The organism is Phenylobacterium sp. (assembly GCF_041913825.1).
Taxonomy (GTDB): Bacteria; Pseudomonadota; Alphaproteobacteria; order Caulobacterales; family Caulobacteraceae; genus Phenylobacterium.
In genome coordinates, this window is the sequence record NZ_JAYSEO010000008.1 from 7,835 (window position 1) to 30,833 (window position 22,999).

Genomic DNA, 22,999 nt, shown 5'->3' on the forward strand with positions numbered 1-22,999 from the left:
CACCACGCTGACCTTCGCCTTGGGATCGCCGAGGCTCATGTCACCCGGCGCGGCGACGCCGGGCGCCGCCGCGGCCGGCCCGGCGCAGAGCGCGAGGGCCAGGGCGCCGGCGAGCCCGGCGCGGCGGGTCGGGCCGGTGGTCACTTGCTCGCCTCGGCCACGGCCGCTTCGAGCTGGGCCATGCTGACCTCGCCAGAGGCGACCTGCTTGCCGTTGATGACGAACGTGGGCGTGCCGGTGATCCGGTCCTGCTGCACGGCGCGCTCGTGCCGGGCGTTCACCCCCTTGATCGCCTCCTCGTCGCGCAGGCAGGCGTCGAACTGCTGCTCGGTCATGCCGGACGACTGGGCGATGCGCAGCAGGACGCCGCGGACGTCGCCTGTCTGGAACATCTCGGTCTGGTTATGGAAGATCGCGTCCACGACGCTGAAGTACTTGTCCTTGCCGGCGCAGCGGGCGAGCAGGAAGCCGGCGGTGGCCACCTGTTCGGGCGGGGTCAGGAACTCCTTCAGGGTGTAGTGCACCTTGCCCGTGTCGATGTACTTCGCCTTGAACTGCGGGAAGACCTCGTTGTTGAAGGCCGCGCAGTGGCTGCAGCTCACCGAGGCGTATTCCACGAACTTCACGGGCGCGTTCGGATTGCCCATGGTCATGTCGCCCTCGGCCGGGCCCGCGGCGCCCCCGCCCTGGTTGCAGCCCGCCAGCGCGAGGCCGGCGACGGCCGCGGCGGCGAGGAGGAGACGACGGCTCAGCATGTTCGAACGCCCTCTGAAAGCGTGAATGAAAGATTAAAGCGCGATTCCCCGCACTGCGGCGAACTGCCCACTCAGCCGATGGGACGGCGGCGTTTTTGAGTCAACTCAGCGCTGCTGGCGCAGCACGCCCCGGCCGAGCGCCAACAGGGCCTCCCGGAGCTTGCCCTCGGGGGCGTCGGCCAGGCCCTGGACCAGCTCCGCCTCCTGGGCCGCGTCCAGCGGCTGCGGACGACGGCGCGGCGGCGGCGGCTCCGGCGCGTGCCGCAGCGGGCCCTGGACGATCCGCAGCTTCTGGACCGCGTCCGGCCCGAGGAACAGGTTCACCCGCGCCAGGATCTCGTGGGCCTGGTGCTGGATGATGGCGGCCGAAGGCCCGGCCACCCGGATCTCCAGCGACGAGGGCCCGCCGTTCCGCCCCTTCACCAGCTTCACGGGTTCGGTTCGCTTGGCGATCTCGGCGCCCACCACCTCGCGCCAGCGGGCCTGCAGGGCGGCCGGTCCCTGGCCGAACTTCTGGTCGAGGTCGCGCAGGAGCTTGGCCAGGCCTCGGCCCGCCGGCGGAGGCGGCCGGCGCTGCGGGCGGGTGCGCTTCTCCGCCAGGATGCGGAGCGCCTCTTGCGAAGACGGCAGGCGGCGGGACATGGCGCCACAATAGCGGCAGGGGGCCGGGGACGCTAAGGGGGAAAGGTGACCGCAGAGACGATCCGCCGCCCCCTGCTCGACTGGTACGACGAGGCCGCCCGCGACCTGCCCTGGCGGGTGGGCCCGAAGGCGCACGCCGCGGGCGTACGGCCCGATCCCTACCGCGTGTGGCTGTCGGAGGTGATGCTGCAGCAGACCACGGTGCCGCACGCCACGCCCTACTTCCTGAAGTTCACCGCTCGCTGGCCGGCCGTCACCGACTTGGCCGACGCCCCGGACGAGGAGGTCATGGCCGCCTGGGCGGGCCTCGGCTACTACGCCCGCGCCCGGAACCTGCTGGCCTGCGCCCGCGCCGTCGCCCGCCACCACGGCGGCGTCTTCCCCGACACGGAGGAGGGCCTGCGCGCCCTGCCCGGTCTCGGCCCCTACACCGCCGCCGCGGTGGGCGCGATCGCCTTCGACCGGCCGACCAACGTGGTCGACGGCAACGTGGAGCGGGTGATGAGCCGGCTCTTCGCCGTCGAGCAGCCCCTGCCCGAGGCGAAGCCCGAGCTGAAACGCTTGGCCGCCGCGCTCGTGCGCGACGATCGCCCGGGCGACTGGGCCCAGGCGCTGATGGACCTGGGCGCCACCATCTGCCGGCCTAAGGCCCCGCTCTGCGACCGCTGCCCGGTCTCCGGCCACTGTGCGGCCCTGGCCACGGGCGCCCCCGAGACCTTCCCGCGCAAGACGGCCAGGGCCGAGCGGCCGCACCGCTTCGGTGTGGCCTATGTGCTCACCCGCGGCGACGAGGTGGCCCTGGTCCGCCGCCCGCCGAAGGGCCTGCTCGGCGGGATGCTGGCGCTGCCGACCTCCGACTGGAGGGCCGAGCGCTGGAGCGAGGCCGAGGCGCTCGCCGCCGCGCCGGCCGAGGCGCCCTGGCGGGGCGTCGGCGAGGTGGAGCACGGCTTCACCCACTTCACGCTCACCCTGCAGCTCCTGCGCGCCGAGGCGCACGACGCCGAGGACGTGATCTGGAGCCCCCGCCGCGACCTCGACGCCCTGCCGAGCGTCTTCCTGAAGGCCGCCCGCGCGGGCCTCACGAACCTGCTCTAGCCTTCGGGAAAACCATCACCAGGATCAGGAGCCCGGTGAGCGACATGCCGAGCGCCGCGGCCGGGATCGCCGGCACGCCGAAGCCGGCCAGCGCCGCCCCGCCCAGCGCCGAGCCCAGCGCCTGGCCCATGGCGATGACCGACCCGTTCAGCGCCAGGGCCACCGGAGCGCCTTCGGTCATGCGGATCAGCCGGTTCTGGATCACCGGCGTGATGGAGAAGAGCGCCGTCGCCGCCAGGAAGATGGCGAAGGCCACCAGGAGCTGGCTCGGGAGGCCGGGCGGCGCGGCGTGGTGGGTGGCCGCGAAGTGGGTGCTCATGGCCGCGGCCTCGATCAGGAAACCCTGGATCATCCAGGCCTTGCCCGCGTCCCGGTCGGCCGCGCGGCCGCCCAGCCACAGGCCGGCGATGGACCCCACTCCGATCATCGCCTGGAAGGCGCCGACGCCCGCGCCGGTCACGCCCGCCCCCACCCGCACGATCGGCGCGATGTAGAGGTTCAGCGTCATGTTGGCTGCGAAGGTCAGGAAGGTGGTGGCGTAGAGCGGCCAGAGGGCGGGGATCTGCAGTCTGCCGCCGGTCCGCTTTGGCGGGGCCGGGACCTTCGGCATGAACAGCAGCACGCCGGCCAGGGCCACGCCCGACAGCAGGGCGGCGAACAGGAAGGTGGCTCGCCAGCCGAACACCGACCCCACCACGCTGCCCATGGGGATGCCCAGCACGAAGGCCAGTGTCATGCCGCCCGAGACCATGGCGATGGCCGAGCCGCGCCGCTCGGGCGGTGCGAGCTGCGCCGCCGCGACGCTCGCCGAGGGGCCGCTGATCGCGCCTGCGAGCCCGGCGAGCGCCCGCAGGACGAAGAGGGCGCTGAAGTTGGGCGTGAACGCGCAGGCCAGGTGCAGGGCGAGGCCGAGGCTCAGCCCCAGCACGATGGTGACCTTGCGGTCGGCCCGGCCCAGCGCCCAGGCCACGAAGGGCCCCAGGAGCGCCGAGGTCAGCACGAAGGCCGTTTGCAGTTGTCCGGCCACCGCCGTGGTGACGCCGAGATCGGCGGCCATCACCTCGAGGAGGCCCGCGAAGATGAAGGCGCTCGAGCCGAAGGCGAAGGTCACCATCGTCAGGACGAAGATGCGCGGGTTCACGATCTTCGTCCGCACACGGCTATTCCCTCCCCGCCTTGGGCTTCAGCTTGGGGAGGGAATCGCCGACGGTCCAGTTAGAAGAACTGGCATGCCGCTCAGACCGGCAGTTGGCTCCGCACCTTTGCGCGCAGCACGTCGATGGGCGCCAGCCCCGCGTCGGACTTGAAGTGCCAGTAGGTCCAGCCGTTGCAGGCGGGCGCGGACTGCACCATCGCCCCCACCTTGTGGATCGAGCCGGTCATCTCGCCCACCGCCAGGCTGCCGTCGGCGCGGACCCGCGCCGCGTTGCGGCCCTTCGGGCAGTAGAGCACGTCGCCGGGCCGGAGCAGCCCGGCCTCGACGATCTGGCCGAACGGGATCCGGGGCTCGGACTTCTTGGAGCCGGTGACCACCACCTCGTCCGGCGAGGCCGGGATGACCTTCGCGATCCGATCCTTGGCGAGGCGGGCGTAGCCCTCCTCGCGCTCGATGCCGATGAACTTGCGTCCCAGCCGCTTGGCCGCCGCGCCCGTCGTGCCGGTGCCGAAGAACGGATCGAGGATCACGTCGCCGGGCCTGGTGGAGGCCAGGATCACCCGGTGCAGCAGGGCCTCGGGCTTCTGGGTCGGGTGGGCCTTGGCGCCGGTCTCGTCCTTCAGCCGCTCCTCGCCGGTGCACAGCGGCAGCGTCCAGTCCGAGCGCATCTGCAGCTCGTCGTTGGCCATCTTCATGGCGTCGTAGTTGAAGGTGTAGCGCCGCGCGCCCCGGCCCTTGGCCGCCCAGATCAGGGTCTCGTGGGCGTTGGTGAACCGCGTGCCCTTGAAGTTCGGCATCGGGTTGGCCTTGCGCCAGACGATGTCGTTCAGGATCCAGAAGCCGAGGTCCTGCAGCGTCGCGCCGACCCTGAAGATGTTGTGGTAGCTGCCGATGACCCACAGCGCCCCGTCGTCCTTCAGGATGCGCCGGCACTCCTTCAGCCAGGCCTTGGTGAAGGCGTCGTAGGCCTCGAAGCTCTCGAACCGGTCCCAGTCGTCATCGACCGCGTCGACCTTCGAGTTGTCGGGCCGGAGCAGGTCGCCCCCGAGCTGCAGGTTATAGGGCGGGTCGGCGAAGACCAGGTCGACGGAGCGGTCGGGGAGCTTCTTCAGCTCCTCGAGGCAGTCGCCCAGGATGATGGTCTCGGCCGGCACGCCCATGGGTCACCCTTACGGAACAGAGGAGTCTGAATCCTCGCCCCTTCATGGTGAAGGCCCCGTTGCCGTTTATGGTCAACGGAAAGTTAATCGGCTCACCATCTGCAGCCTACGCCGCCCGGGACCTGACCGATGCGGCGGCGATCCAGGCGCCGAGGCCGCGGCGGTAATCCTCGGCCGCCTGCGCCAGCTCGGCGTCGTTGAGGCGTCCCGCGCGATAGAGCAGGAAGGGCCGCTCCCAGACGAGCCCGCAGCGGTGCGCCGTGGCCTCGAGCGGCCGGAGCAGCTCCTCCAGCGGAAAGCGGTTCTGCCCCTGTGGCGTGTAGGCCTCCGGCATATTGCCCGCGGTCGCGGCCACCAGCAGCGGCTTTCCGGCGAGCCGGGCCCCTTCCATGTCGTAGGCCAGGTACATCATTCGGGTGAGCACCGCGTCCTGCCAGGCCTTCAGCAGCGGCGGCGTCGAGTACCACTGCACGGGGAACTGCAGCACGACCCGGTCGGCGGCCAGCAGCCGCGCCACCTCGGCGTCCACGTCGATGCGCCCGTCCGGATAGAGCGCCGCCTCGTCGACGATCTCGACGCCCGGGAGGCGCGCGGCCGCCGCGGCGAGGGCGCCATGCGTCCGGGCGCCGGCAAGGTTGGGGTGGAAAGCGAGGATCAGGGTGCGGGTCATCGGGGTCTCCTTGGATGAGGAGATCGTGCCCACCGGAAGATCATCATTCCAACGCGCAGATCATCTATCGTATTATTGATCCGATGAATGTTCGCGCCGCCGACCTGAACCTGCTGGCCATCCTCGACGTCCTGTTGGACGAGGCGCACGTCAGCCGCGCGGCTGTCCGGCTGGGACTCTCCCAGTCCGCCGCCTCCAACGCGCTGGAGCGCGCTCGGGCGCTGTTCGGGGACCGGCTGCTGGAGCGGGCCGCCGGGGGCATGCGGCCGACCCCGTTCGCGGAGGCGCTGCGGCCCCGCCTGCGGGCCGCGATCGCCGATCTGGAGGCCCTGCTCGCGCCGGAGCCCGTCGACCTCGCCACCCTGCGCCGGACGGTGCGGGTCGTGATGGCCGACGCCCCGGCCGACCTGGTGGCGCTGGGGCTGCACCGCCGGCTCGCCGACACCGCGCCGGGCCTGGACCTCGTCATCCAGCCTTGGCGAGGCGCTCCCGAGGCGCTCGATGCGCTGGGCCGCGGCGACGCCGACCTCGCCATCTCCGTCTTCCCCGCCATCGAGCGCGACTTCCGGCGCGAGGTGCTGCTGGAGGAGCGCTACGTGGTCGCCATGCGGGCCGGTCATCCGGCGGCGCAGAGCTTCGACCTCGACGCCTGGCTGCGCTGGCCGCACGTCCTGGTCTCCGGTCGCGGCGAGACCACCGGCCCCTTGGACGAAGCCCTGGTGACGCTCGGCCGCTCACGCCGGGTGGCCATGGTCGTGCCGAGCTTCGGCTTGGCCGTGCCGCTGGTGGCCGGGAGCAACCTGATCGCCATGCTGCCGGCCCGCAGCATCCCGCCCGAGCGCCGCCGCGAACTGGCCGTCTTCGACCCGCCGCTGCCCGTTGCGGGGTTTCCCCTGCACCTGGCCTGGCACCGCCGCAGCGACGGCGACGTCGCCGTGGCCCACGTGGCGCAGACGATCCGCGAGGCCTTCGCCCGCCCCTAGCGCCTAGCGCCTACTCCGCCGCCTCGAACGGCAGCTCGTCCTGCAGGGCGTCCTCGAAGGCCATCAGCGGGTCCTTGCCCATGAGGGCGAGTTTCACCGGGCCCCAGGCCATCCGGTGGATGGGCGACGGGCCGAGCTCCAGCAGGGCCTGGGCGTGGATGGGCGCGCGGTAGCCCTTGTGGCTGGCGAAGCCGTAGCCCGGATAGACCTGGTCCATCTCGGCCATCAGGCGGTCGCGGGCGGTCTTGGCGAGGATCGAGGCCGCGGCGATCGACTTGGACTTGCCGTCCCCGCCCACCACCGTCTTCACCTCGCACGGCAGCTTGAAGCGGTAGTTGCCGTCCACCAGCGCGTGCGTCGGCTGCACGGCCAGGGCCTCGATCGCCCGGCACATGGCCAGTCCCGTGGCGTGCAGGATGTTGAGGCTGGCGATCTCCTCGACCGTGGCGAAACCCACGCCCCAGGCCACCGCCTTGGCCTTGATCTCGATCTCCAGGCTCTCGCGGGTCTTGGCGTTCAGCTTCTTGGAGTCGTCGAGGCCCTTCGGGTGCTTCCGCGGATTGGGGTCGAGGATCACCGCGCCCGCGCACACCGGCCCGGCCCAGGGTCCCCTGCCCGCCTCGTCGACGCCGCAGACGACGGCGTCCACGAACGCCTTCTCGAGCAGCATGGTCGGGCCCTTAGCCATGGGCGTGCGCCTTCACTTGGTCGTGGCGGAAACAGCAGGTGAGGTGATCGTTGACGATCCCCGTCGCCTGCATCCAGGCGTAGACGATCACCGGGCCGACGAACTTGAAACCGCGGGTCTTGAGCGCCTTGGACACCTCCACCGCCAGCGGCGTCTGGGCCGGCACCTGGCCCACCTCGCTCCAGGTGTTCTGCAGCGGCTCGCCGTCCACGAAGCCCCAGCAGAACGCGGAGAAGTCCTCGCCCTTCTCGCGCATGTCGAGGTAGGTGCGGGCGCTGGCGATGGCCGCGTCGATCTTGGCGTTGGAGCGGACGATGCCCGGGTCCGCCATCAGCCGCGCCCGGTCGGCCTCGCCGTAGCGGGCGACCTTCTCGGGATCGAAGCCGTCGAACGCGGCGCGGAAGGCGTCCCGCTTCCGCAGGATGGTGATCCAGGCAAGGCCAGCCTGGAAGCCGTCCAGCACCAGCTTCTCCCACAGGGCGCGGGCGTCGTACTCCGGCACGCCCCACTCGGTGTCGTGGTAGCGCTCGTAGAGCGGGTCGCCGGCCATGCCGCGCCAGCCGCATCTCTGCAGGGGAGCCGTCATCGGCCGCACCTTCAGCCGACGCGGGCCGGAACCTCAAGGGGCGTTTCGGCCGCATCCGCGGTTTCCGGCCGGCTTATCCCCAGGGACGCGAAGCTAGGCCGCGGCCTCGCCCACCGCCCCGGCCATCCAGGCCGGGACCTCGGCGCGGGCCAGGCGCCCCTCCGCCGTCAGCGCCGCGCCGAGCGCCCGGTCGAGCCGGAGGAGGGCCATGGCGCGCCCCTCGACCCCGGACAGCACCTCGCCGGCGCGCAGCTCGCCCGCCAGCACCTCCGTGCCGGGCGGCGGCGGAGGCCCGTCGAAGACGATCGTCAGCATACGGCTCTTCACCTGGCCCCGGCGCTTCATCCGCGACGTCGTCTCCTGCCCGACGAAGCAGCCCTTCTTGAAGTCGATGCCGTTCAGCAGGTCGAAGTTCGCCTCGATGGGGTAGGTCTTGTCGCTGCCCCAGTCGGCGGGTCCTGGCACACCGAGCGACAGCCGGTGTGCTTCGTAGACCTCCTCGCGCTCGACAGGGAGGCCGGCCGGCGCCGGCAGGCCGTAGCCGCGGGCGCCGAGGAGCTGGAGACGCGGATCCTCGACCCAGCCCTCGATGGCCGGGAAGACCGCCGAGACCGGCGCGCCGTCGGCCGCCAGCTCCACCTTCGCCCGCAGCCGGTACATCGACAGCCGCTGGAGGATGGCCTCGCGGTGCTCGGCGGCCACGTCGAGCCAGCAGCCGTCCTCCCGGCCGACCACGAACATGTCCCACAGCAAGCGCCCCTGCGGGGTCAGCAAGGCTCCGAACCGCGCCTCGCCCGGCGCCAGCGTTTCCACCTCCTGGGTGATCAGTCCCTGCAGGAAGCTCCGCCAGTCGGGGCCGGAGACGGCGATCAGGGCGCGGCTCGGAAGAGAACAATAGACGCTCATGACCGCAATTTGGGCGCAGCCGCGGTGGAGCGCCAGCGGGGTCGGGCCTATACAGGTCCGATGTCGCGCGGGTCCTTCCCGATTCTGTTCATCACCGCGACGCGGATCGGCGACGCGGTGCTCTCGTCGGGCCTCGTCAAGCGGCTCGCGGACGAGATCCCGCACGCGCGCTTCACCATCGTCGCCGGCCCCGCCGCGGCCCCGCTTTTCGCCGACGTGCCGGCGCTCGACCAGCTCATCGTCTTCGAGAAGGCCAAGGACGGCTCGCACTGGTTCGACCTCTGGCGCAGGGTCCGCAAGCGCAAGTGGGGGCTGGTGGTCGACCTGCGTGGGTCGGGCCTGTCGCGGTTCCTGAACACCCGACGCCGGGCGATCTTCCGCAAGACCACGGGCGAGCCGGTCCACAAGGTCATGGAGGCGGCCCGCACCCTGCGGATCGAGGACGAGCCCGCCGCGCCCTACATCTACACCTCGCCCGAGACCGAGGCCCTGGCCGCCGAGCTGACCCAGGGCTACGGCCCGATCCTGGCCATCGCGCCTGCCGCCAACTGGGTCGGCAAGACCTGGCCGGTGGAGCGGTTCAGCCAGGTCGCCATGCGCCTGCTGGGCCCCGGCGGCCCCATGCGCGGCGGCCGGCTGATGATCCTCGGCGGCGCCGAGGACGCCAAGGTCGCGCTGCAGCTCAAGGACGTGGTCATGAGGAAGCAGCTCATCGACCTGACCGGCCGGACCGACCTGCTGGGCTCCTTCGCCGCGCTCAAGCGCGCGCGCCTCTACATCGGCAACGACAGCGGCACCACACACCTGGCCGCGGCCGCGGGCGTGCCGACGCTCGCCTTGTTCGGGCCGTCCGACGAGCGGCTCTATGCGCCCTGGGGCGAGCACACGCGCGTCGTCCGCGGCCCGCGCAGCTTCGAGCAGGTGAAGAATGCCGACCCGGCGCTCTCGCAGCAGGTCTGCCACATGATGGACCTCAGCGTGGACGCCGTGGCAAAGGCCGCCGAGGCCCTGTTGGCCGCCACCGAACCCGCCCGCCGCGAGAGCAAACATGGCTGAGACCTACGACCTGATCGTCCGTGGCGGCGAGGTGGTGAACCATGCCGGACGCGGGCCCGCCGACGTGGGCGTCCGCGGCGGCAAGATCGTCGCGGTCGGCGACCTGTCCCAGGCCTCGGCCGGCGAGACCTACGACGCCACTGGCCTCATTGTGATGCCCGGCGTCATCGACACCCAGGTCCACTTCCGCGAGCCGGGGCTGGAGTGGAAGGAGGACCTGGAGACCGGGTCCCGCGCCGCTGTGCTGGGCGGCGTCGTCGCGGTGTTCGAGATGCCGAACACCGAGCCCACCACCACCGACCCCGAGCAGCTCGCGGACAAGCTGGCCCGGGCCAAGGACCGCATGCACTGCGACCACGCCTTCTACGTGGGCGGGACGCACGAGAACGCCCAGTGGCTGGGCGAGATGGAGCGGCTCCCCGGCTGCTGCGGGATCAAGGTCTTCATGGGCGCGTCCACCGGCACCCTGCTGGTGCAGGACGACGAGGGCGTTGAGCAGGTGCTGCGCCACATCAACCGCCGGGCGGCCTTCCACTCAGAGGACGAATACCGCCTGGCCGACCGCCGGCCGCTGGCCCGCCAGGGCGACTGGACGAGCCACCCGGAGGTGCGCGACGCCCAATCCGCGATTCAGTCCACCGAGCGGCTGATCCGCATCGCCCGGAGCCTCGGCAAGCGCATCCACATCCTGCACGTCACCACCGCCGACGAGATCGCCTACCTCGCGGCGCACAAGGATATCGCCTCCGTCGAGGTCACCCCGCAGCACCTCACCCTGGCGGGGCCTGAAGCCTACGAGCGGCTGAAGGGCTACGCCCAGATGAACCCGCCGATCCGCGACGCCCACCACCGGGCCGGGCTGTGGGCCGGCATCGCCAACGGCGTCGCCGACGTGCTGGGCTCGGACCACGCGCCGCACACCTCCGAGGAGAAGGCGCGCCCGTACCCGGCCTCGCCGTCCGGCATGCCCGGAGTGCAGACCCTGCTGCCGGTGATGCTGACCCACGTGGCCGAGGGGCGGCTGTCGCTGGAGCGGCTGGTGGACCTGACCAGCCACGGCGCCAACCGCATCTTCAACCTCGCCGACAAGGGCCGCCTGGCGGTCGGCTACGACGCCGACCTGACCATCGTGGACCTCAAGGCGCGCCGCACGCTGCGCCACCAGGACATGGCCACGCGCGTGGGCTGGACGCCGTTCGACGGCTTCGAGGCCAAGGGCTGGCCCATGGCGACAATCATCCGGGGCCAGGTAGTCATGCGCGACGACGAGATCGTCGGCCCGAGCCTCGGCCAGCCGGTGCGCTTTCAGGAGACGCTGGCCTCGGCCTGACGGCTCAGCGCAGGGCGGCGACCACGTCCCTGGCGAACCTTGCCTCGTCGAAGCGCTTGCCGGCCGGGTCGAAGCCGCGGCGGACGATGACCAGCTTCTCCGAGGGCACGATCATCACGTACTGCCCGCGGTTGCCGTTCATGCCGTAGGTCCCCTCCGGCAGCGCCTGGGCGGCGCCGTAGAGCCAGAAGAACGCGCCGTAGCCGGGGCCGCTGGGCGGCTGGGCCGGCGCCGGCGTAGCCACGAAGCGGGCCCAGCCCTCGGGCAGCAGGCGCTCGCCGTTCCACACCCCGTCGTTCTGGTAGAGCAGGCCCAGCCGCGCGAGGTCGCGGGCCGTGGTCCACACCTGGCTGGAGAGGATGAAGTTCCCCTGCCAGTCCGTCTCCGGCGTGGTGTGGGTCATGCCGATCTTCCAGAGCAGCTCCTGGAAGGGATAGGCCAGCGCCCGCTCGCCATCGCCGAGGCTGGCGCGCACGCTGCGCATGGCCAGCAGAGTGTCGTTGTTGGCGTAGCGGAACCGGGTCCCAGGCCGCACCTCGATCGGCATCCGCGTCGCCCACTCGGTCACCAGGCCGCCGCCAACATAGACCTCGTCGGTGCGGTTGCCTGGACCGTCGGTCCAGAGGCCGCTGCCCATGTTCATCAGTTGAGTCAGCGTGATCTGCGCGCGCGGATCGCCGGGCGCCTTCCACTCCGGGATGTTGGCCGGGGCGTCCACCTTCACCAGCCCCTGCTGGACGGCGCGACCAACCACGGAGGCCGTCAGGCTCTTGGCGGCCGACCAGGTGCGCTGGGGCGTGTGCATGTCGAAGTCGGCGCGGTAGCGCTCGGCGATGATACGGCCGTCCTTCACCACCAGTACGGCCGTGGTCTTCGAGCCCTCGCCGTAGGTCGCACCGTCGAACGCCTTCTCCGCCACCTGGGCGAGCCCCCGGGGCGTGGCGATGCGCGGGTGGGCGTCGCCGTCGGGCCACTTGCGGGCGTCGGACCTCGGTGCGGCGGCATCGAAGCGCGGCAGGCGGGCGGCGGCCTCGGCCGGGGCCCCGACGGGAAGCTGCGCGCAGCCGAGGTTCGGCCGCCAGGCGGCCACCCGCGGGGGCAGGTGCTTGTCGAACCGCACGCTCACCTGCTTGCGGTCGCGGTCGACCTCGGCCGGCAGCTCGCGGACCAGTTCCTGGTACTGCGGATAGATGCCCTCCAAGTCGTCGGCGGCGACCTGCGCCTCGCTCATGCCGGCGTTGAAGAGCCCGCTGCAAAGGAAGGCCGCCTTGTAGCCAGCGGCGAGCGCCCGGGTGTGGGCGTCCGGCGCGGCCGGAGCCTGAGCGGCAGCGGCGGCGGGCGCGAGCACCGCCAGCGCGGCGAGGACAACGGTACGCATTCGGGAACTCCCCCTGTTCGCGCACAGCCATATGAAAAAGCGAAGAGCCCTGTCGAATCCTCGTTTGCCAGCGCGTCTCCTCCGTGACGCCAGGCCCGGGGTCGCGCCATCATCACCCCGGAGGGGGAGCCCGCGATGAAGTACATGATGCTGATCTACGAGCCGGAAGGCGCCTACGAAGGTCCCGACGGCGAGAAGGCGATCACCGAGATCGTCCGGCGGCATATGCAGCTCGGCGAGAGCTGACGGCGGCGGGCGTCAGCTTCGGCGGCGCCCCGCTGCAGCCGACGGCGACCGCCACCACCGTGATGACCGCCGCGGACGGCCGGCAGACCCTGCACGACGGCCCCTTCGCCGAAACCAGGGAGCAGCTGGGCGGCTATTACGAGATGGAGCTGGAGGATCTCGACCAGGCGCTGCATTGGGCGCGCAAGATCCCCGTCGCGCCCGGCGGCAAGGTGGAGGTCCGGCCGCACGCGGACTACGGATGATCACCCGCGAGGCGGCCCGGGCGATCGCGGCGGCCCGCCCGCGGGTGGTGGCCGCCCTTGCCGCCCGGTTGCGCGACCTGGACCTCGCCGAAGACGCGTTCGCCGACGCCAGCGCCTCGGCCCTGGCCGCCTGGCCGCAGCAGGCGCCGCGCGACCCCGCCGCCTGGCTGTGGCGGGCGTCGCTGCGTCGCGCGATCGACGCCAGACGGCGCGCGGAGGTGCGGGCGCGCGTCCGCCCCGACAGCCCCGAGCCGCCGCCCACGCCCGAGGAGGCGCTGATGGCCGCCCAGGAACCGCTCCCAGACGAGCGGCTGCGGCTGATCTTCGTCTGCTGCCACCCGGCCATCGGCGCCGACGCCCGCGCCGCTTTGACGCTGAAGGTGGTCTGCGGGCTGTCCACGGAGCGGCTGGCGCGCGCCTTCCTGGTGGGCGAGCCCGCCATGCTGCAGCGGATCACCCGGGCGAAGGCGAAGATCGCCCGGAGCGGCGTGCCCTTCGAGGTCCCTGGTCCCGGCGCCTGGCACGAGCGGATTGAAGCCGTACTGACGACGCTGGAGATCGCCTACGCCCAGGCCTATGAGGACGCCGCCCTGTCCGGCGAGGCGGCCCCTTTCCCGGCCGAGGTCCTGCGGCTCTCCGGCATCCTCGCCGAGCTGATCCCCGAGGATCCCGAGGTGCTGGCGCTCGCCGCCCTGGCGCGGTTCGCCGAGGCCCGCCGACCGGCCCGGCTGGACGACCGCGGAGCCATGGTCCCGCCGCACCAGCAGGACACGACCCTGTGGACCCGCGCCCTCATCTCGGACGGCGCGCGGCTGATGGACCGCGCCGCCGACCTCGGCCGCAGCGGTCCACGCCAAGTGCTCGCCGCGATACACGGCGCCCACCTCTCCCGCCTTGAGACCGGCGTCACACCCTGGGCCGACATCGTGCGGCTCTACGACGTGCTGGTGGCGCTCCGGCCGACGCCGGTGACGGCGGTGAACCGGGCCGTCGCGGTGGGCGAGGCGTTCGGTCCGGAGCAGGGCCTCGCCGCCCTGGACGCCATCGACAGCTCACGGCTGGGCGGCTGGCTGCCCTGGCATGCGGCGCGCGCGGGCCTCTGCGCCGCGGCCGGCCGGCGGGCCGACGCCGCCGCGGCCCTGCGGACAGCGCTCACCCTCGGGCCTGCGCCGGCCGAACGGCTGTTCTTGGAGCGGCGGCTGCGGGCGCTCGCCTGAGGCTTTCGCCTTTCCTTCCCCTCCGGCGCTTGGAATAAGGGCGGGCTATGGACGCCGAGCTCCGGACCGACACCGCGCCCTTCCGCGACCCGCGCTACGCCCCGCGCCGGCTGGAGGTGGACGCCCGTCCCGGCGGCGAGATGGTGCTCACCAATCCCACGCCCTATTCCGAGCGCTTCCTGACCACGGTGGAGGCGCTGGACCACTGGGCGGCGGCCGCGCCAGACCGGGTGTGGCTCGCCGAACGGTCGGGCGAGGGGTGGCGGACGCTGACCTTCGCCGAGGCGCGCCAGCGGGTCGCCGCCCTCGCCGGCGGGCTGTGCGGGCTGGGGGTCGTCGGCGAGCGCCCGCTGCTCATCCTGTCGGGCAACGCCATCGATCATGCGCTGATCAAGTACGCGGCCATGAGCCAGGGGATGCCGGTCGCGCCGGTCTCGCCGCAGTACGGGCTGAAAGGGGCGAACCCCGCCAGGCTCGCCCACGCCGTGGAGATCCTGAAGCCCGCAGCCGTCTACACCGAGGACGCGACCCTGTTCGCCGATGGGCTGGAGAACCCCTGCCTGGCCGGGCTGCCGGTGATCGCGGGGCGCAATCCGCGGCCGGGCGACATCCCGCTGGAGCGGCTGTACGAGGGAAAGTCGGCGGCGTTCACCGCGCGGCCGGGCGACCACGCCAAGTACCTGCTGACCTCCGGCTCCACGGGGCATCCCAAGGCCGTGATCTGCACCCATCGGGCGATCTCGCTGAACGCGGCGCAGATCGAGGCCTGCTTCGACGATCCGGAGCCGCCGGTGATGCTGCACTCCGCGCCGTGGAGCCACAGCCTGGGCGCCAACGCCATCCTGCACATGGGCCTGCACCGGGGCGGGACGCTCTACATCGACCGCGGACAGCCCACCGCCGCCCGGTTCGGCGAGACCCTGCGAAACCTCCACGAGGTGGCGCCCACCTACCAGAACATGGTGCCGGCCGGCTGGATGTTGCTGGCCGAGGCGCTGGAGAGGGACGAGGCGCTGGCGCGGACCTTCTTCTCCCGCGTGCGGCTGCTGCAGTACGGCGGCGCGGCGCTGGCGCAGGCGACCGCCGACCGCATCCAGGCCGTCGCTCGGCGGACGGTCGGCGAGCGGGTCAGCTTCGGCTCCGGCTACGGCGCCACCGAAACCGGGCCCACGGCCTGCAACGTCCACTGGACCAACGCCCGCATGGGAATGATCGGCCTGCCGATCCCCGGCACCTCGGTGCGGCTCGTGCCCAACGCCGGCAAGCTGGAATTCCGCGTGAAGGGGCCGCAGATCACCGAGGGCTACCTCGGCCGGCCCGATCTGAACGGGGCCATCTTCGACGACGAGGGCTTCTACATCATCGGCGACGCCGCCCGGCTGGTGGATCCGGCGGATCCGCGGGAGGGCATGATTTACGACGGCCGGCTGTCGGAGAACTTCAAGCTGGCGTCCGGCGCCTTCGTCAGCGTGGGCGACCTGCGGCTGTCCTGCGTCGGCGCCATCGGCGGCGCGGTGACGGACGCGGTGGTCTGCGGCGAGGGCCGGGACGGCGTCGGCCTGCTCTTCTACCCGAACCCCAACCTGCCTCGGGCGGATGTCGAGGCGGCGGTGCGTGCCGGCGTCGAGCGGTTCAACGCCAAGGGCCAGGGCTCGTCCGGGCGCGTGGGCCGCGCCCTGGTGCTCGCCGAGCCGCCGGATCCGCATTCCGGCGAGATCACCGACAAGGGCTACATCGCCCAGAGCCTGGCCCGGGCGAAGCACGCCGAGGCCGTCGCGCGGCTGTTCGCCGATCCCCCTTCCCCAGACGTGATGGTGTTTGCATGAACGGCGCCGATGCCTTGATCTCGACCCTCGTGGCCAACGAGGTCACCGCCTGCTTCGCCAATCCGGGCACCAGCGAGATGCAGTTCGTGGCCGCCCTGGACGGCAAGCCCGAGATGCGGCCGGTGCTGTGCCTGTTCGAGGGCGTCGCGACCGGCGCCGCCGACGGCTATGGCCGGATCGCCGACAAGCCGGCGTGCACGCTGCTGCACCTCGGCCCCGGCTACGGCAACGGCGTGGCCAACCTGCACAACGCGCGCCGCGCCTACACGCCGATCGTCAACGTGGTCGGGGACCACGCCACCTACCATCGCCAGTACGACGCCCCACTGAACTCCGACATCGCGACCCTGGTGAAGCCGAACTCCCTGTGGGTTCGGTCGGCCGACAGCGCCGACGCGGTGGCCGGCCTGGCCGCGGAAGCCGTCGCCGCGAGCTACGGCCCCCCGGGCGGGCCGGTCAGCCTGATCCTGCCGGCGGACTCCGCTTGGCTGCCGGCCAGCACCGAGCCGGTGATCGCCCAGAAGCCAACTCGGCCGGCCCCGTCCAGCCAGGCGGTGGACGCCGCGGCCAAGGCGATCAAAGCCGCGAAGAAGCCGGTGGTCCTGCTGGGGGGCCAGGCCTGCCGCGCGGACGCGTTGGCGGTGGCGGCGCGGCTCGAGGCCGCCGGCGTCACGGTCTACTCCGACACCTTCGTGCCCCGGCAGGCGCGCGGCGCCGGCGTCTTCCTGCCCAAGAAGATGCAGTACTTCGGCGAGATGGCGCTCGCCGAGCTGGAGGGCGTGGACCTGATGGTCTTCGTCGGCACGGCCATGCCCGTCGCCTTCTTCGCGTACCCGGATCGCCCCAGCGTACTGGTGCCAGAGGGGTGCGGGACTCTGACGCTCGCCGAGCGGTCGGAGGACCCCGTGGCGGGTCTCGCCGCCCTGGCCGATGCGCTCGGCGCGCCGGCCTCCGGACCGAGCCAGCCGCTTGCCCTGCCCGAGGCGCCGACCGGCGCGCTCAACGCCTACTTCGCCGGCGCCTCGATCGCACGGCACATGCCGGAGAACGCCATCGTCTGCGACGACGCGGTGACCTCCGGGACCGGCGTCGCGACCGGAACGGCCACGGCGCGGCCGCACGAGGTGCTGGCTCTGACCGGCGGCGCCATCGGCATCGGCCTGCCGCTGGCCGTGGGCGCGGCTGTGGCGGCGCCCGACCGCAAGGTCATCTCGCTGAACGGCGACGGCGCGGCCATGTACACGGTGCAGGCGCTGTGGACCATGGTGCGGGAGAACCTCGACATTACCGTCGTGGTGTTCGCCAACCACACCTACCGGATCCTCAACGTCGAGATGACCCGCACGGGCGCCGGCAAGGCCGGTCCTTCGGCCGCCAAGCTGCTGGACCTGGGCGACCCGAAGATCGACTGGGTGTCGATGGCCAGGGGTTTCGGCCTGTCCGCGGTCCGCTGCGAGACCGCCGAGGCCTTTGACGCAGCATTCGCCGCGGCCATGACCCAGAAGGGCCCGACCTTCATCGAGGCGGCGATCTAGTCAGCGCATCACGCTTCATCGGAGCAAAGAAAAAGGCCCGCGGGGTGATCCCGCGGGCCTCGTCCGTTCAGGTTGGACCTGAGCTTAGGTGTTGCCGGGCAGCTTGCAGCCGCCGGCGAAGGCGCAGCCGGTGGCGCCGATGGCGGTCACCGCAGGCGTGGTGTTGTACTCGAGCACATAGCCCTTGAGGCCGTCGGAGCAGGCGACTTCCACGAGGGTGGTGCCCTTCTGCGTCTTGGCCATCAGGCGCGAGTTGGAGACGACGCAGGACTGCACGTTGTTCTTCTTCAGGTCGGCGGTGAGCGAGCTGTAGTCGATCTTGGTGTTCAGGCCGCACTTGTAGCCGGCGACGAGCGCACGGCCGCAGTCGAGGTACTGACCCTTGCCGCTGGCCGGGAAGATGCCGACGCCGCCCGAGCCGTCCTTGCAGACCAGCTCGACGACTTCCTGCTGGCCCTGCATCGGGAACAGGGCGTAGCGGTCGACGTCGCAGTTGCTGCCCGCGGCCTTGGCCAGGCGGGTGTAGAGGCCGGCCTGCTCGCTCTGGGCCTGGCGGGCGTCGGTCAGCTCGCAGCCGCCGAGCACGCCCTGAGCCTTGGCGCAGTCCCAGTTCTGGGCGACCTGGCCGTTGACGATCTTGTACATGTAGCCCTTGCCGTCCTGGCAGGAGGCTTCGAAGAAGCTGGCGCCGTCCTTGGACATGCCCACGTAGCGGCGATCCTTCACCGCGCACTGGGTGGTGGCGGCGAACTTGTCCACGACCGCCAGGCGCGACGCCTTGTCGGTCAGGACGCACTTCACGTTGCCCTGGACGTCGTCATAGGCGAGGCAGTTTTGCGCCTCGACCGGCTTGGCCGGGTCGAAGGGCGCAGAGGCCAGCACGACATAGCCGTCGCCGCCCTGGCAGGCGACCTCGAGGTAGGTCTGGGTCTTGCCCTGGCCGATGCCGCGCACGCGCTCGGGCGTGCAGGCCACGCCGGCCTTCTGCAGCATGGGCGTCAGCGCCGCCTTGGGGTCGCTGTTGGCCGGCAGCTTGCACGGCAGGGAGGCTTCCTTCGCACCCTCGGGCGGGGTGTTCGCCTCGATGCAGGTGAAGGCCACCGGCGCGCCGGCCGTCGACGACTGCAGGATGAAGCCCATGCCCTGCTGGCAGGCGACTTCGTAGTAGCTGCTGGAGGTCTTCGCCTTCTTGTCTTCCTGCTTGCCGACGAACCGTGCGTCGGTGACGTTGCAGGCCAGGCCGAGCGTCTGGACGACGGCCGGGGCTTCGGCCATGCCCTGCTTGCGCTGGGCCTCGGTGATCTCGCCGCCGCCCTTCTTGCCTTGCGACAGGGCGGCCGCCGGAACGAGCACGGCGGCGGCCAGGGCCGCGACCAGCCCGATTGCTCTCGACCTCATCTTACGAAATCTCTCCTGGTGTTTCCGTTCGGCGGGCACATAAGCGCCGCATAATCCCTAGGGTCAAGATGACCCGGGATACGGGCCGAAGTGTGACGTTCTTCCAACGGTTTACGGCTCCCGCCGGCGCCGTCGCGACCGCTGGCCGCAGACCCGCGTTACGGCCCGCTCAGGCTTCCCGGACCGTCAGGCGCGCCCCGTTCACACCGACCACCTCGACCCGCGCGCCGGCCCGCAGCCGCCCGCCGGCGTCCAGCTCGGCCGCCCACTCCTTGCCGTCGATGAACACCCGGCCGGAGCCGTTCTCGAACGCGGCCACCGCCTCTCCGCGACGGCCCACCAAGCGGCCGATATTGTCGTTGATGTCCTGCCCCTCGCCGATGACCGAGCGCGGGAGATAGCGCCGGGCGGCGAGCGTCGAGACGATGGTGAGGCCGGCGTAGAGCAGCAGGGCGGCCGGCAGCGAGATCCCCGCCAGGGTGACGAGGCCGACCACCCCCGCGGACGCGGCGGCCCACAGCAGCCAGCCGCTCCCGGTCAGGATCTCCACCGCCAGGATCGCCGCCCCGAGCGCGGCCCAGGCCCAGAACGGATGGGCGTCATAGAGTTCGATCAGCGGCATGGCTCAGCCTCCCGTGGGCGGCACGGCGGGCGCGCGCGGCGAACGGGCGCGCGGAGCCGGCGGCGCGGGCGGTGGCGGATCGTCGGCCTGCACCGCCTTCACCAGCTCGCCGATGCCGCCGATGGAACCCACCAGGGCGCTCATCTCCGCCGGGACGATGACCGTCTTCTGCTGCGGGCTCTCAGCCAGGCGGGCGAAGGCCTCCACGTACTTCTGCGCGACGAAGTAGTTGATGGCGTTCACGTCGCCGCGGGCGATGGCGCTCGAGACCATCTCGGTCGCCTTGGCCTCGGCCTCGGCCTCGCGCTCGCGGGCCTCGGCGTCCCGGAAGGCGGCCTCCCGGCGACCCTCGGCTTCGAGGATGGCGGCCTGCTTGGCGCCCTCGGCGCGGGCGATGGCGGCGGACTTCTCGCCGTCGGCTTCGGTGATCACCGCGCGCCGCTCACGCTCGGCCTTCATCTGCCGGGCCATGGCGTTGGTGATGTCGGGCGGCGGCTGCAGGTCCTTGATCTCGATGCGCGCGGCCTTCACGCCCCAGGGGCTGGTCGCCTCGTCGATGACCGCCAGCAGGCGCGAGTTGATCTGGTCCCGCTGCGACAGCACCTCGTCCAGCTCCATGGACCCGACCACCGTGCGCAGGTTGGTCATGGCGAGTTGGGCGATGGCGTAGTTGAGGTTGTCGACGCGGTAGGCCGCCGCGGCGGCGTCCATCACCTGGATGAAGACGATGCCGTCCACCTGGACCACCGCATTGTCCTTGGTGATCACCTCCTGGCGGGGCACATCCAGGACCTGCTCCATCATGTTGACCTTGCGCCCGACCGTCTCGACGAAGGGCGTGAGGAAGCTGATCCCCGGCTTCAGGGTGCGCGTGTAGCGGCCGAACCGCTCGACAGTGAACTCGCGCCCCTGCGGCACGATCTTGATGGCGCTGAGCGCCACGATCACGGCCAGCGCCAGGAAGACGAGCGCGACAGCCAGTTCCATGAGATCCCTCCCGGACAACCCGGGAAAGACTACCGGCGGTCAGAGCTGCACGGTACCGAAATCGAGAGTTGCAGCCGCGGGCTCAGGTTCGCGGCTTGCAGGCCTTCTCCACCTTGTCGGCGAGGGCGTGCCGGCCCTCGGCCACGAGAATGGCCCGGGCCTCGTCGCAGCGGCCGGCGGCGAGCGCCGGGTCGACCCTGGCCTTCAGCGCCTCCCAGTCCCGGCGACGCTCGACGGCGGCGAACTGCATCTGCGGATTGGGGCCCGCGCGCAGCGAAGGACACCCGACCGAAGACTCCACGCGGCAGCCCGCCGGGTCGCGGTCCGGCACGGCGGCCGGTTGCTGGGCGCCGGCGAGGCCCGGGACCGTCAGGAGACCCAGGCCGACGAGAGCAACAAGCACACGCATCGAAACGAACCTCCTCTGGTGGACGGGGGACCTCAGCTCTTGCGGCAGGCCCGGCGGATCTGAGCGGCCAGGTCGTGCAGGCCCTCATTGGTGGCCAGCTTGCGGGCGCCGTCGCAGTCGCCCTGCTGCAGCGCCTGGTCGATCTTGTCGCGGGTGGTCTCCCACTTGCGCTTGTCGTCGCCGCCGACGCCCGAACCCTTCCGCTCGGTGACGTAGCTCTCGAGCTGGCCGCGGCCGGGGCGAAGCTTGTCCGCCTCCATCCGCTCTCGGGCGGTGATCTCGGGCTTGTCGGCCGGCGCAGGCGCCGCGGCCGGGGCCTGGGCGAGCGCCGGGGCGGACAGGACGGCCAGACCGAGGGCCAGGGCGAGAGCACGCATCGACAGTCAACTCCAGGGTGCAGCGTTCGGCCGAAGCTAACGCATCGCCCCGCCGGCGCCCAGGGGACACGCCGCCACGCTCGCGCCCAACTCGGAGGTCTGGTAGCGCAGCATGATGCAGCGGATCCTCGCCCTGGCGGCCCTCGCCGCCCTCACCTTCTCCGCCCCCGCCGCGGCTCAGGCGCCGAAGGCGGCTCAGCCCAAGGCCGCCCAGCCAAAGGCTCCGGCGGCCAAACCGCCCGGCGCCAAGGCGGCGCCGGCTCCGACAGGACCGTTCAACGCCCAGGATCCGGCGAGCCTGACCGCCCTCCTCGCCGCTCTGGATGCGAAGGCCGAGACCGCGCGGCGCGAGACCGACGCCGTGTTGCTGAAGGTGACCTCTCCGGCCGGCGGCTTCACCGCCCAGTTCGCCGGCTGCAACGCCCAGGGCCGGGCTTGCCGCGCCATCCAGTTCGAGGCGACCGCCGAGCGCAGCAGCCCGACCCTCGCCCAGATCAACGGCTTCAACCAGAGCTCGCTCACCTGCAGGATCACCCAGGACCGGGGCGGCAAGCCGCACGTGCTCTACTCGACCCTGTTGTTCCCCGGCGACACGCGCCAGGACATGCTCGTTCAGATCCAGGCCTGGCAGGGCTGCCTGGGCGAGTTCGGAGCCTTCCTGAAGGACCCGCCGGGCTATCTGGCCGTTGCGCCCTAGGCTGGCAGCGGCGCGCGCCGGAGCGCGGCCACCCGGTCGAGCGAAGCCTCCGCCTCGGCGATGATCCGCCGGACGATGTCGCCGGCCGGCAGGACCTCGTGAACCCCGCCCGCCGACTGGCCCATGGCGAAGCAGGACCTGTCCGCGTCCAGCCCCTCGGTCTGGCCGCCGATGCCGCCCATGACGCCCGCCTGATGGGAGTGGATGGCCTGCATCGGGAAGGGCTGGATGTCGCTCGGGCGGCTCTCCCAATCCTCGACGTAGGGGTTCTTCTTCACTCGCATGGGCTTGCCGGAGTAGCAGCGCGTGCGGACGGTGTCCTCGTCGGAGGCCTCGACGATGGTCTGCCGGTATAGTTCGCCGGCGTGCGCCTCCTTCGAGGCGATGAAGCGGGTGCCCATCCAGACCCCGACGGCGCCCAGGCTGAGCGCGGCCGCAAGCCCGCGCCCGTCGTAGATGCCGCCGGCAGCCACGACCGGGACCTTCACCGCCTCCACCGCCTGGGCCACGAGCGGCATGGTGCCCACGAGGCCGGTGTGGCCGCCGCCCTCGCCGCCCTGGCAGATCACCGCGTCGCAGCCGGCCTGCTCGGCCTTCACCGCATGCTTCACGGCTCCGCAGACCACCATCACCTTCAGCCCGGCGGCCTTCAGCTTCTCCATGATCGGCATGGGCACGCCCAGGCCGGCGACGAAGGACGAGGCGCCCTGCTCGATGATCACGTCGACCGAAGCCGTCAGGCTCTCAGGGCTTGCGGCCAGCAGGTCCACGCCGAACGGCTTGTCGGTGAGCTTTCGGACCTGGCGCATCTGCTCGCGGATGAAATCCGGCCCGCGGCCGGCCATGCCGAGCACGCCGTAGCCGCCGGCGTTCGACACCGCGGCGACCAGCTCGGCATAGGACACCCCGCCCATGCCGGCCAGCATCACCGGATGCTGCACGGCCAACAGGTCGCAGAGCTTCGTGTGCAGGGCCATGGCCATCCTCCCGTTGTCTCGTTGCCGGAAAGATGGCGCCCTAGGTTATCGTTGGAAA

24 protein-coding genes are annotated in these 22,999 nt (G+C 71.7%); 9 read left to right on the forward strand and 15 right to left on the reverse strand.

The annotated features are described in order from the left end of the window. Window positions 1–140 precede the first annotated feature (140 nt). Window positions 141–755: a DsbA family protein gene (locus ACE3Q8_RS07925; RefSeq protein WP_374469722.1), complete on the reverse strand. Its 615-nt coding sequence runs from the start codon at window positions 753–755 to the stop codon at window positions 141–143. A gap of 105 nt (window positions 756–860) precedes the next feature. After that, window positions 861–1,397 carry a DUF721 domain-containing protein gene (locus ACE3Q8_RS07930; protein WP_374469723.1) on the reverse strand — a complete coding sequence of 179 codons (537 nt, stop codon included), beginning with the start codon at window positions 1,395–1,397 and terminating at the stop codon, window positions 861–863. Window positions 1,398–1,442: 45 nt separating this feature from the next. On the opposite strand from ACE3Q8_RS07930, the gene mutY reads away from it, so the two are divergent. Beyond that, window positions 1,443–2,492: an A/G-specific adenine glycosylase gene (gene mutY, locus ACE3Q8_RS07935; protein WP_374469724.1), complete on the forward strand. Its 1,050-nt coding sequence runs from the start codon at window positions 1,443–1,445 to the stop codon at window positions 2,490–2,492. Here the strand turns inward: mutY and ACE3Q8_RS07940 are convergent. From ACE3Q8_RS07940 to ACE3Q8_RS07950, 3 genes are all read right to left on the reverse strand, one after another. Beyond that, complete coding sequence (locus ACE3Q8_RS07940) at window positions 2,476–3,648, reverse strand: MFS transporter (RefSeq protein ID WP_374469725.1); 1,173 nt, start codon at window positions 3,646–3,648, stop codon at window positions 2,476–2,478. The two genes, mutY and ACE3Q8_RS07940, sit on opposite strands and share 17 nt — an antisense overlap. 80 nt (window positions 3,649–3,728) lie before the next feature. Further along, window positions 3,729–4,808: a site-specific DNA-methyltransferase gene (locus tag ACE3Q8_RS07945; protein WP_374469726.1), complete on the reverse strand. Its 1,080-nt coding sequence runs from the start codon at window positions 4,806–4,808 to the stop codon at window positions 3,729–3,731. Window positions 4,809–4,914: 106 nt separating this feature from the next. Continuing rightward, complete coding sequence (locus tag ACE3Q8_RS07950; RefSeq protein ID WP_374469727.1) at window positions 4,915–5,478, reverse strand: NAD(P)H-dependent oxidoreductase; 564 nt, start codon at window positions 5,476–5,478, stop codon at window positions 4,915–4,917. Window positions 5,479–5,561: 83 nt separating this feature from the next. Here ACE3Q8_RS07950 and ACE3Q8_RS07955 point away from each other — a divergent pair, with 83 nt between their 5' ends. Beyond that, complete coding sequence (locus tag ACE3Q8_RS07955) at window positions 5,562–6,461, forward strand: LysR family transcriptional regulator (RefSeq protein ID WP_374469728.1); 900 nt, start codon at window positions 5,562–5,564, stop codon at window positions 6,459–6,461. 10 nt (window positions 6,462–6,471) lie between these two features. Here the strand turns inward: ACE3Q8_RS07955 and ACE3Q8_RS07960 are convergent, their stop codons facing one another. The 3 genes from ACE3Q8_RS07960 to ACE3Q8_RS07970 form a co-directional block, all read right to left on the reverse strand. After that, window positions 6,472–7,149 carry a ribonuclease HII gene (locus ACE3Q8_RS07960; protein ID WP_374469729.1) on the reverse strand — a complete coding sequence of 226 codons (678 nt, stop codon included), beginning with the start codon at window positions 7,147–7,149 and terminating at the stop codon, window positions 6,472–6,474. Continuing rightward, window positions 7,142–7,735, reverse strand: coding sequence for a DNA-3-methyladenine glycosylase I (locus ACE3Q8_RS07965; protein ID WP_374469730.1), 594 nt, complete (start codon window positions 7,733–7,735; stop codon window positions 7,142–7,144). The genes ACE3Q8_RS07960 and ACE3Q8_RS07965 overlap by 8 nt, the downstream gene beginning before the upstream one ends. A 93-nt stretch (window positions 7,736–7,828) precedes the next feature. Then, window positions 7,829–8,641 (reverse strand): folate-binding protein YgfZ, encoded by an 813-nt coding sequence (locus tag ACE3Q8_RS07970; protein ID WP_374469731.1) that lies wholly within the window; start codon window positions 8,639–8,641, stop codon window positions 7,829–7,831. Between the two features lie 60 nt (window positions 8,642–8,701). Here ACE3Q8_RS07970 and ACE3Q8_RS07975 point away from each other — a divergent pair, with 60 nt between their 5' ends. Both ACE3Q8_RS07975 and ACE3Q8_RS07980 read left to right on the forward strand, forming a co-directional pair. Next, the gene (locus tag ACE3Q8_RS07975) at window positions 8,702–9,697 is read left to right on the forward strand and encodes a glycosyltransferase family 9 protein (RefSeq protein ID WP_374469732.1); all 996 of its coding nucleotides are present in this window, start codon (window positions 8,702–8,704) and stop codon (window positions 9,695–9,697) included. Then, a complete protein-coding gene (locus ACE3Q8_RS07980; RefSeq protein WP_374469733.1) occupies window positions 9,690–11,027 on the forward strand; it encodes a dihydroorotase in 1,338 nt (445 codons plus the stop codon). Before ACE3Q8_RS07975 ends, ACE3Q8_RS07980 begins: the two co-directional genes overlap by 8 nt. 4 nt (window positions 11,028–11,031) lie before the next feature. On the opposite strand, the gene ACE3Q8_RS07985 is transcribed toward ACE3Q8_RS07980, so the two are convergent. Then, window positions 11,032–12,405: a serine hydrolase domain-containing protein gene (locus ACE3Q8_RS07985; RefSeq protein WP_374469734.1), complete on the reverse strand. Its 1,374-nt coding sequence runs from the start codon at window positions 12,403–12,405 to the stop codon at window positions 11,032–11,034. Between the two features lie 242 nt (window positions 12,406–12,647). On the opposite strand from ACE3Q8_RS07985, the gene ACE3Q8_RS07990 reads away from it, so the two are divergent. From ACE3Q8_RS07990 to ACE3Q8_RS08005, 4 genes are read left to right on the forward strand one after another with little or no spacing between them, the layout of a single operon-like run. Further along, complete coding sequence (locus ACE3Q8_RS07990; protein WP_374469909.1) at window positions 12,648–12,896, forward strand: YciI family protein; 249 nt, start codon at window positions 12,648–12,650, stop codon at window positions 12,894–12,896. Continuing rightward, window positions 12,893–14,113: an RNA polymerase sigma factor gene (locus tag ACE3Q8_RS07995; RefSeq protein WP_374469735.1), complete on the forward strand. Its 1,221-nt coding sequence runs from the start codon at window positions 12,893–12,895 to the stop codon at window positions 14,111–14,113. Before ACE3Q8_RS07990 ends, ACE3Q8_RS07995 begins: the two co-directional genes overlap by 4 nt. Before the next feature lie 47 nt (window positions 14,114–14,160). Continuing rightward, a complete protein-coding gene (locus ACE3Q8_RS08000; protein WP_374469736.1) occupies window positions 14,161–15,939 on the forward strand; it encodes a feruloyl-CoA synthase in 1,779 nt (592 codons plus the stop codon). Continuing rightward, the gene (locus tag ACE3Q8_RS08005) at window positions 15,936–17,474 is read left to right on the forward strand and encodes an acetolactate synthase large subunit (RefSeq protein ID WP_374469737.1); all 1,539 of its coding nucleotides are present in this window, start codon (window positions 15,936–15,938) and stop codon (window positions 17,472–17,474) included. The genes ACE3Q8_RS08000 and ACE3Q8_RS08005 overlap by 4 nt, the downstream gene beginning before the upstream one ends. Window positions 17,475–17,558: 84 nt before the next feature. On the opposite strand, the gene ACE3Q8_RS08010 is transcribed toward ACE3Q8_RS08005, so the two are convergent. The 5 genes from ACE3Q8_RS08010 to ACE3Q8_RS08030 form a co-directional block, all read right to left on the reverse strand. Further along, window positions 17,559–18,872 carry a hypothetical protein gene (locus tag ACE3Q8_RS08010; RefSeq protein ID WP_374469738.1) on the reverse strand — a complete coding sequence of 438 codons (1,314 nt, stop codon included), beginning with the start codon at window positions 18,870–18,872 and terminating at the stop codon, window positions 17,559–17,561. Between the two features lie 169 nt (window positions 18,873–19,041). Beyond that, a complete protein-coding gene (locus ACE3Q8_RS08015) occupies window positions 19,042–19,494 on the reverse strand; it encodes an NfeD family protein (protein ID WP_374469739.1) in 453 nt (150 codons plus the stop codon). A gap of 3 nt (window positions 19,495–19,497) precedes the next feature. Then, on the reverse strand, window positions 19,498–20,481 hold the full coding sequence (locus ACE3Q8_RS08020) for an SPFH domain-containing protein (protein ID WP_374469740.1): 984 nt from the start codon (window positions 20,479–20,481) through the stop codon (window positions 19,498–19,500). Between the two features lie 82 nt (window positions 20,482–20,563). Then, window positions 20,564–20,890: a hypothetical protein gene (locus ACE3Q8_RS08025; protein WP_374469741.1), complete on the reverse strand. Its 327-nt coding sequence runs from the start codon at window positions 20,888–20,890 to the stop codon at window positions 20,564–20,566. Window positions 20,891–20,922: 32 nt separating this feature from the next. Continuing rightward, the gene (locus tag ACE3Q8_RS08030) at window positions 20,923–21,267 is read right to left on the reverse strand and encodes a hypothetical protein (protein ID WP_374469742.1); all 345 of its coding nucleotides are present in this window, start codon (window positions 21,265–21,267) and stop codon (window positions 20,923–20,925) included. A gap of 112 nt (window positions 21,268–21,379) precedes the next feature. Here ACE3Q8_RS08030 and ACE3Q8_RS08035 point away from each other — a divergent pair, with 112 nt between their 5' ends. Then, window positions 21,380–21,964 carry a YbjN domain-containing protein gene (locus tag ACE3Q8_RS08035; RefSeq protein ID WP_374469743.1) on the forward strand — a complete coding sequence of 195 codons (585 nt, stop codon included), beginning with the start codon at window positions 21,380–21,382 and terminating at the stop codon, window positions 21,962–21,964. Here ACE3Q8_RS08035 and ACE3Q8_RS08040 read toward each other — a convergent pair. After that, window positions 21,961–22,941, reverse strand: coding sequence for an NAD(P)H-dependent flavin oxidoreductase (locus ACE3Q8_RS08040; RefSeq protein ID WP_374469744.1), 981 nt, complete (start codon window positions 22,939–22,941; stop codon window positions 21,961–21,963). The genes ACE3Q8_RS08035 and ACE3Q8_RS08040 overlap by 4 nt on opposite strands. Between the last annotated feature and the right edge of the window lie 58 nt (window positions 22,942–22,999).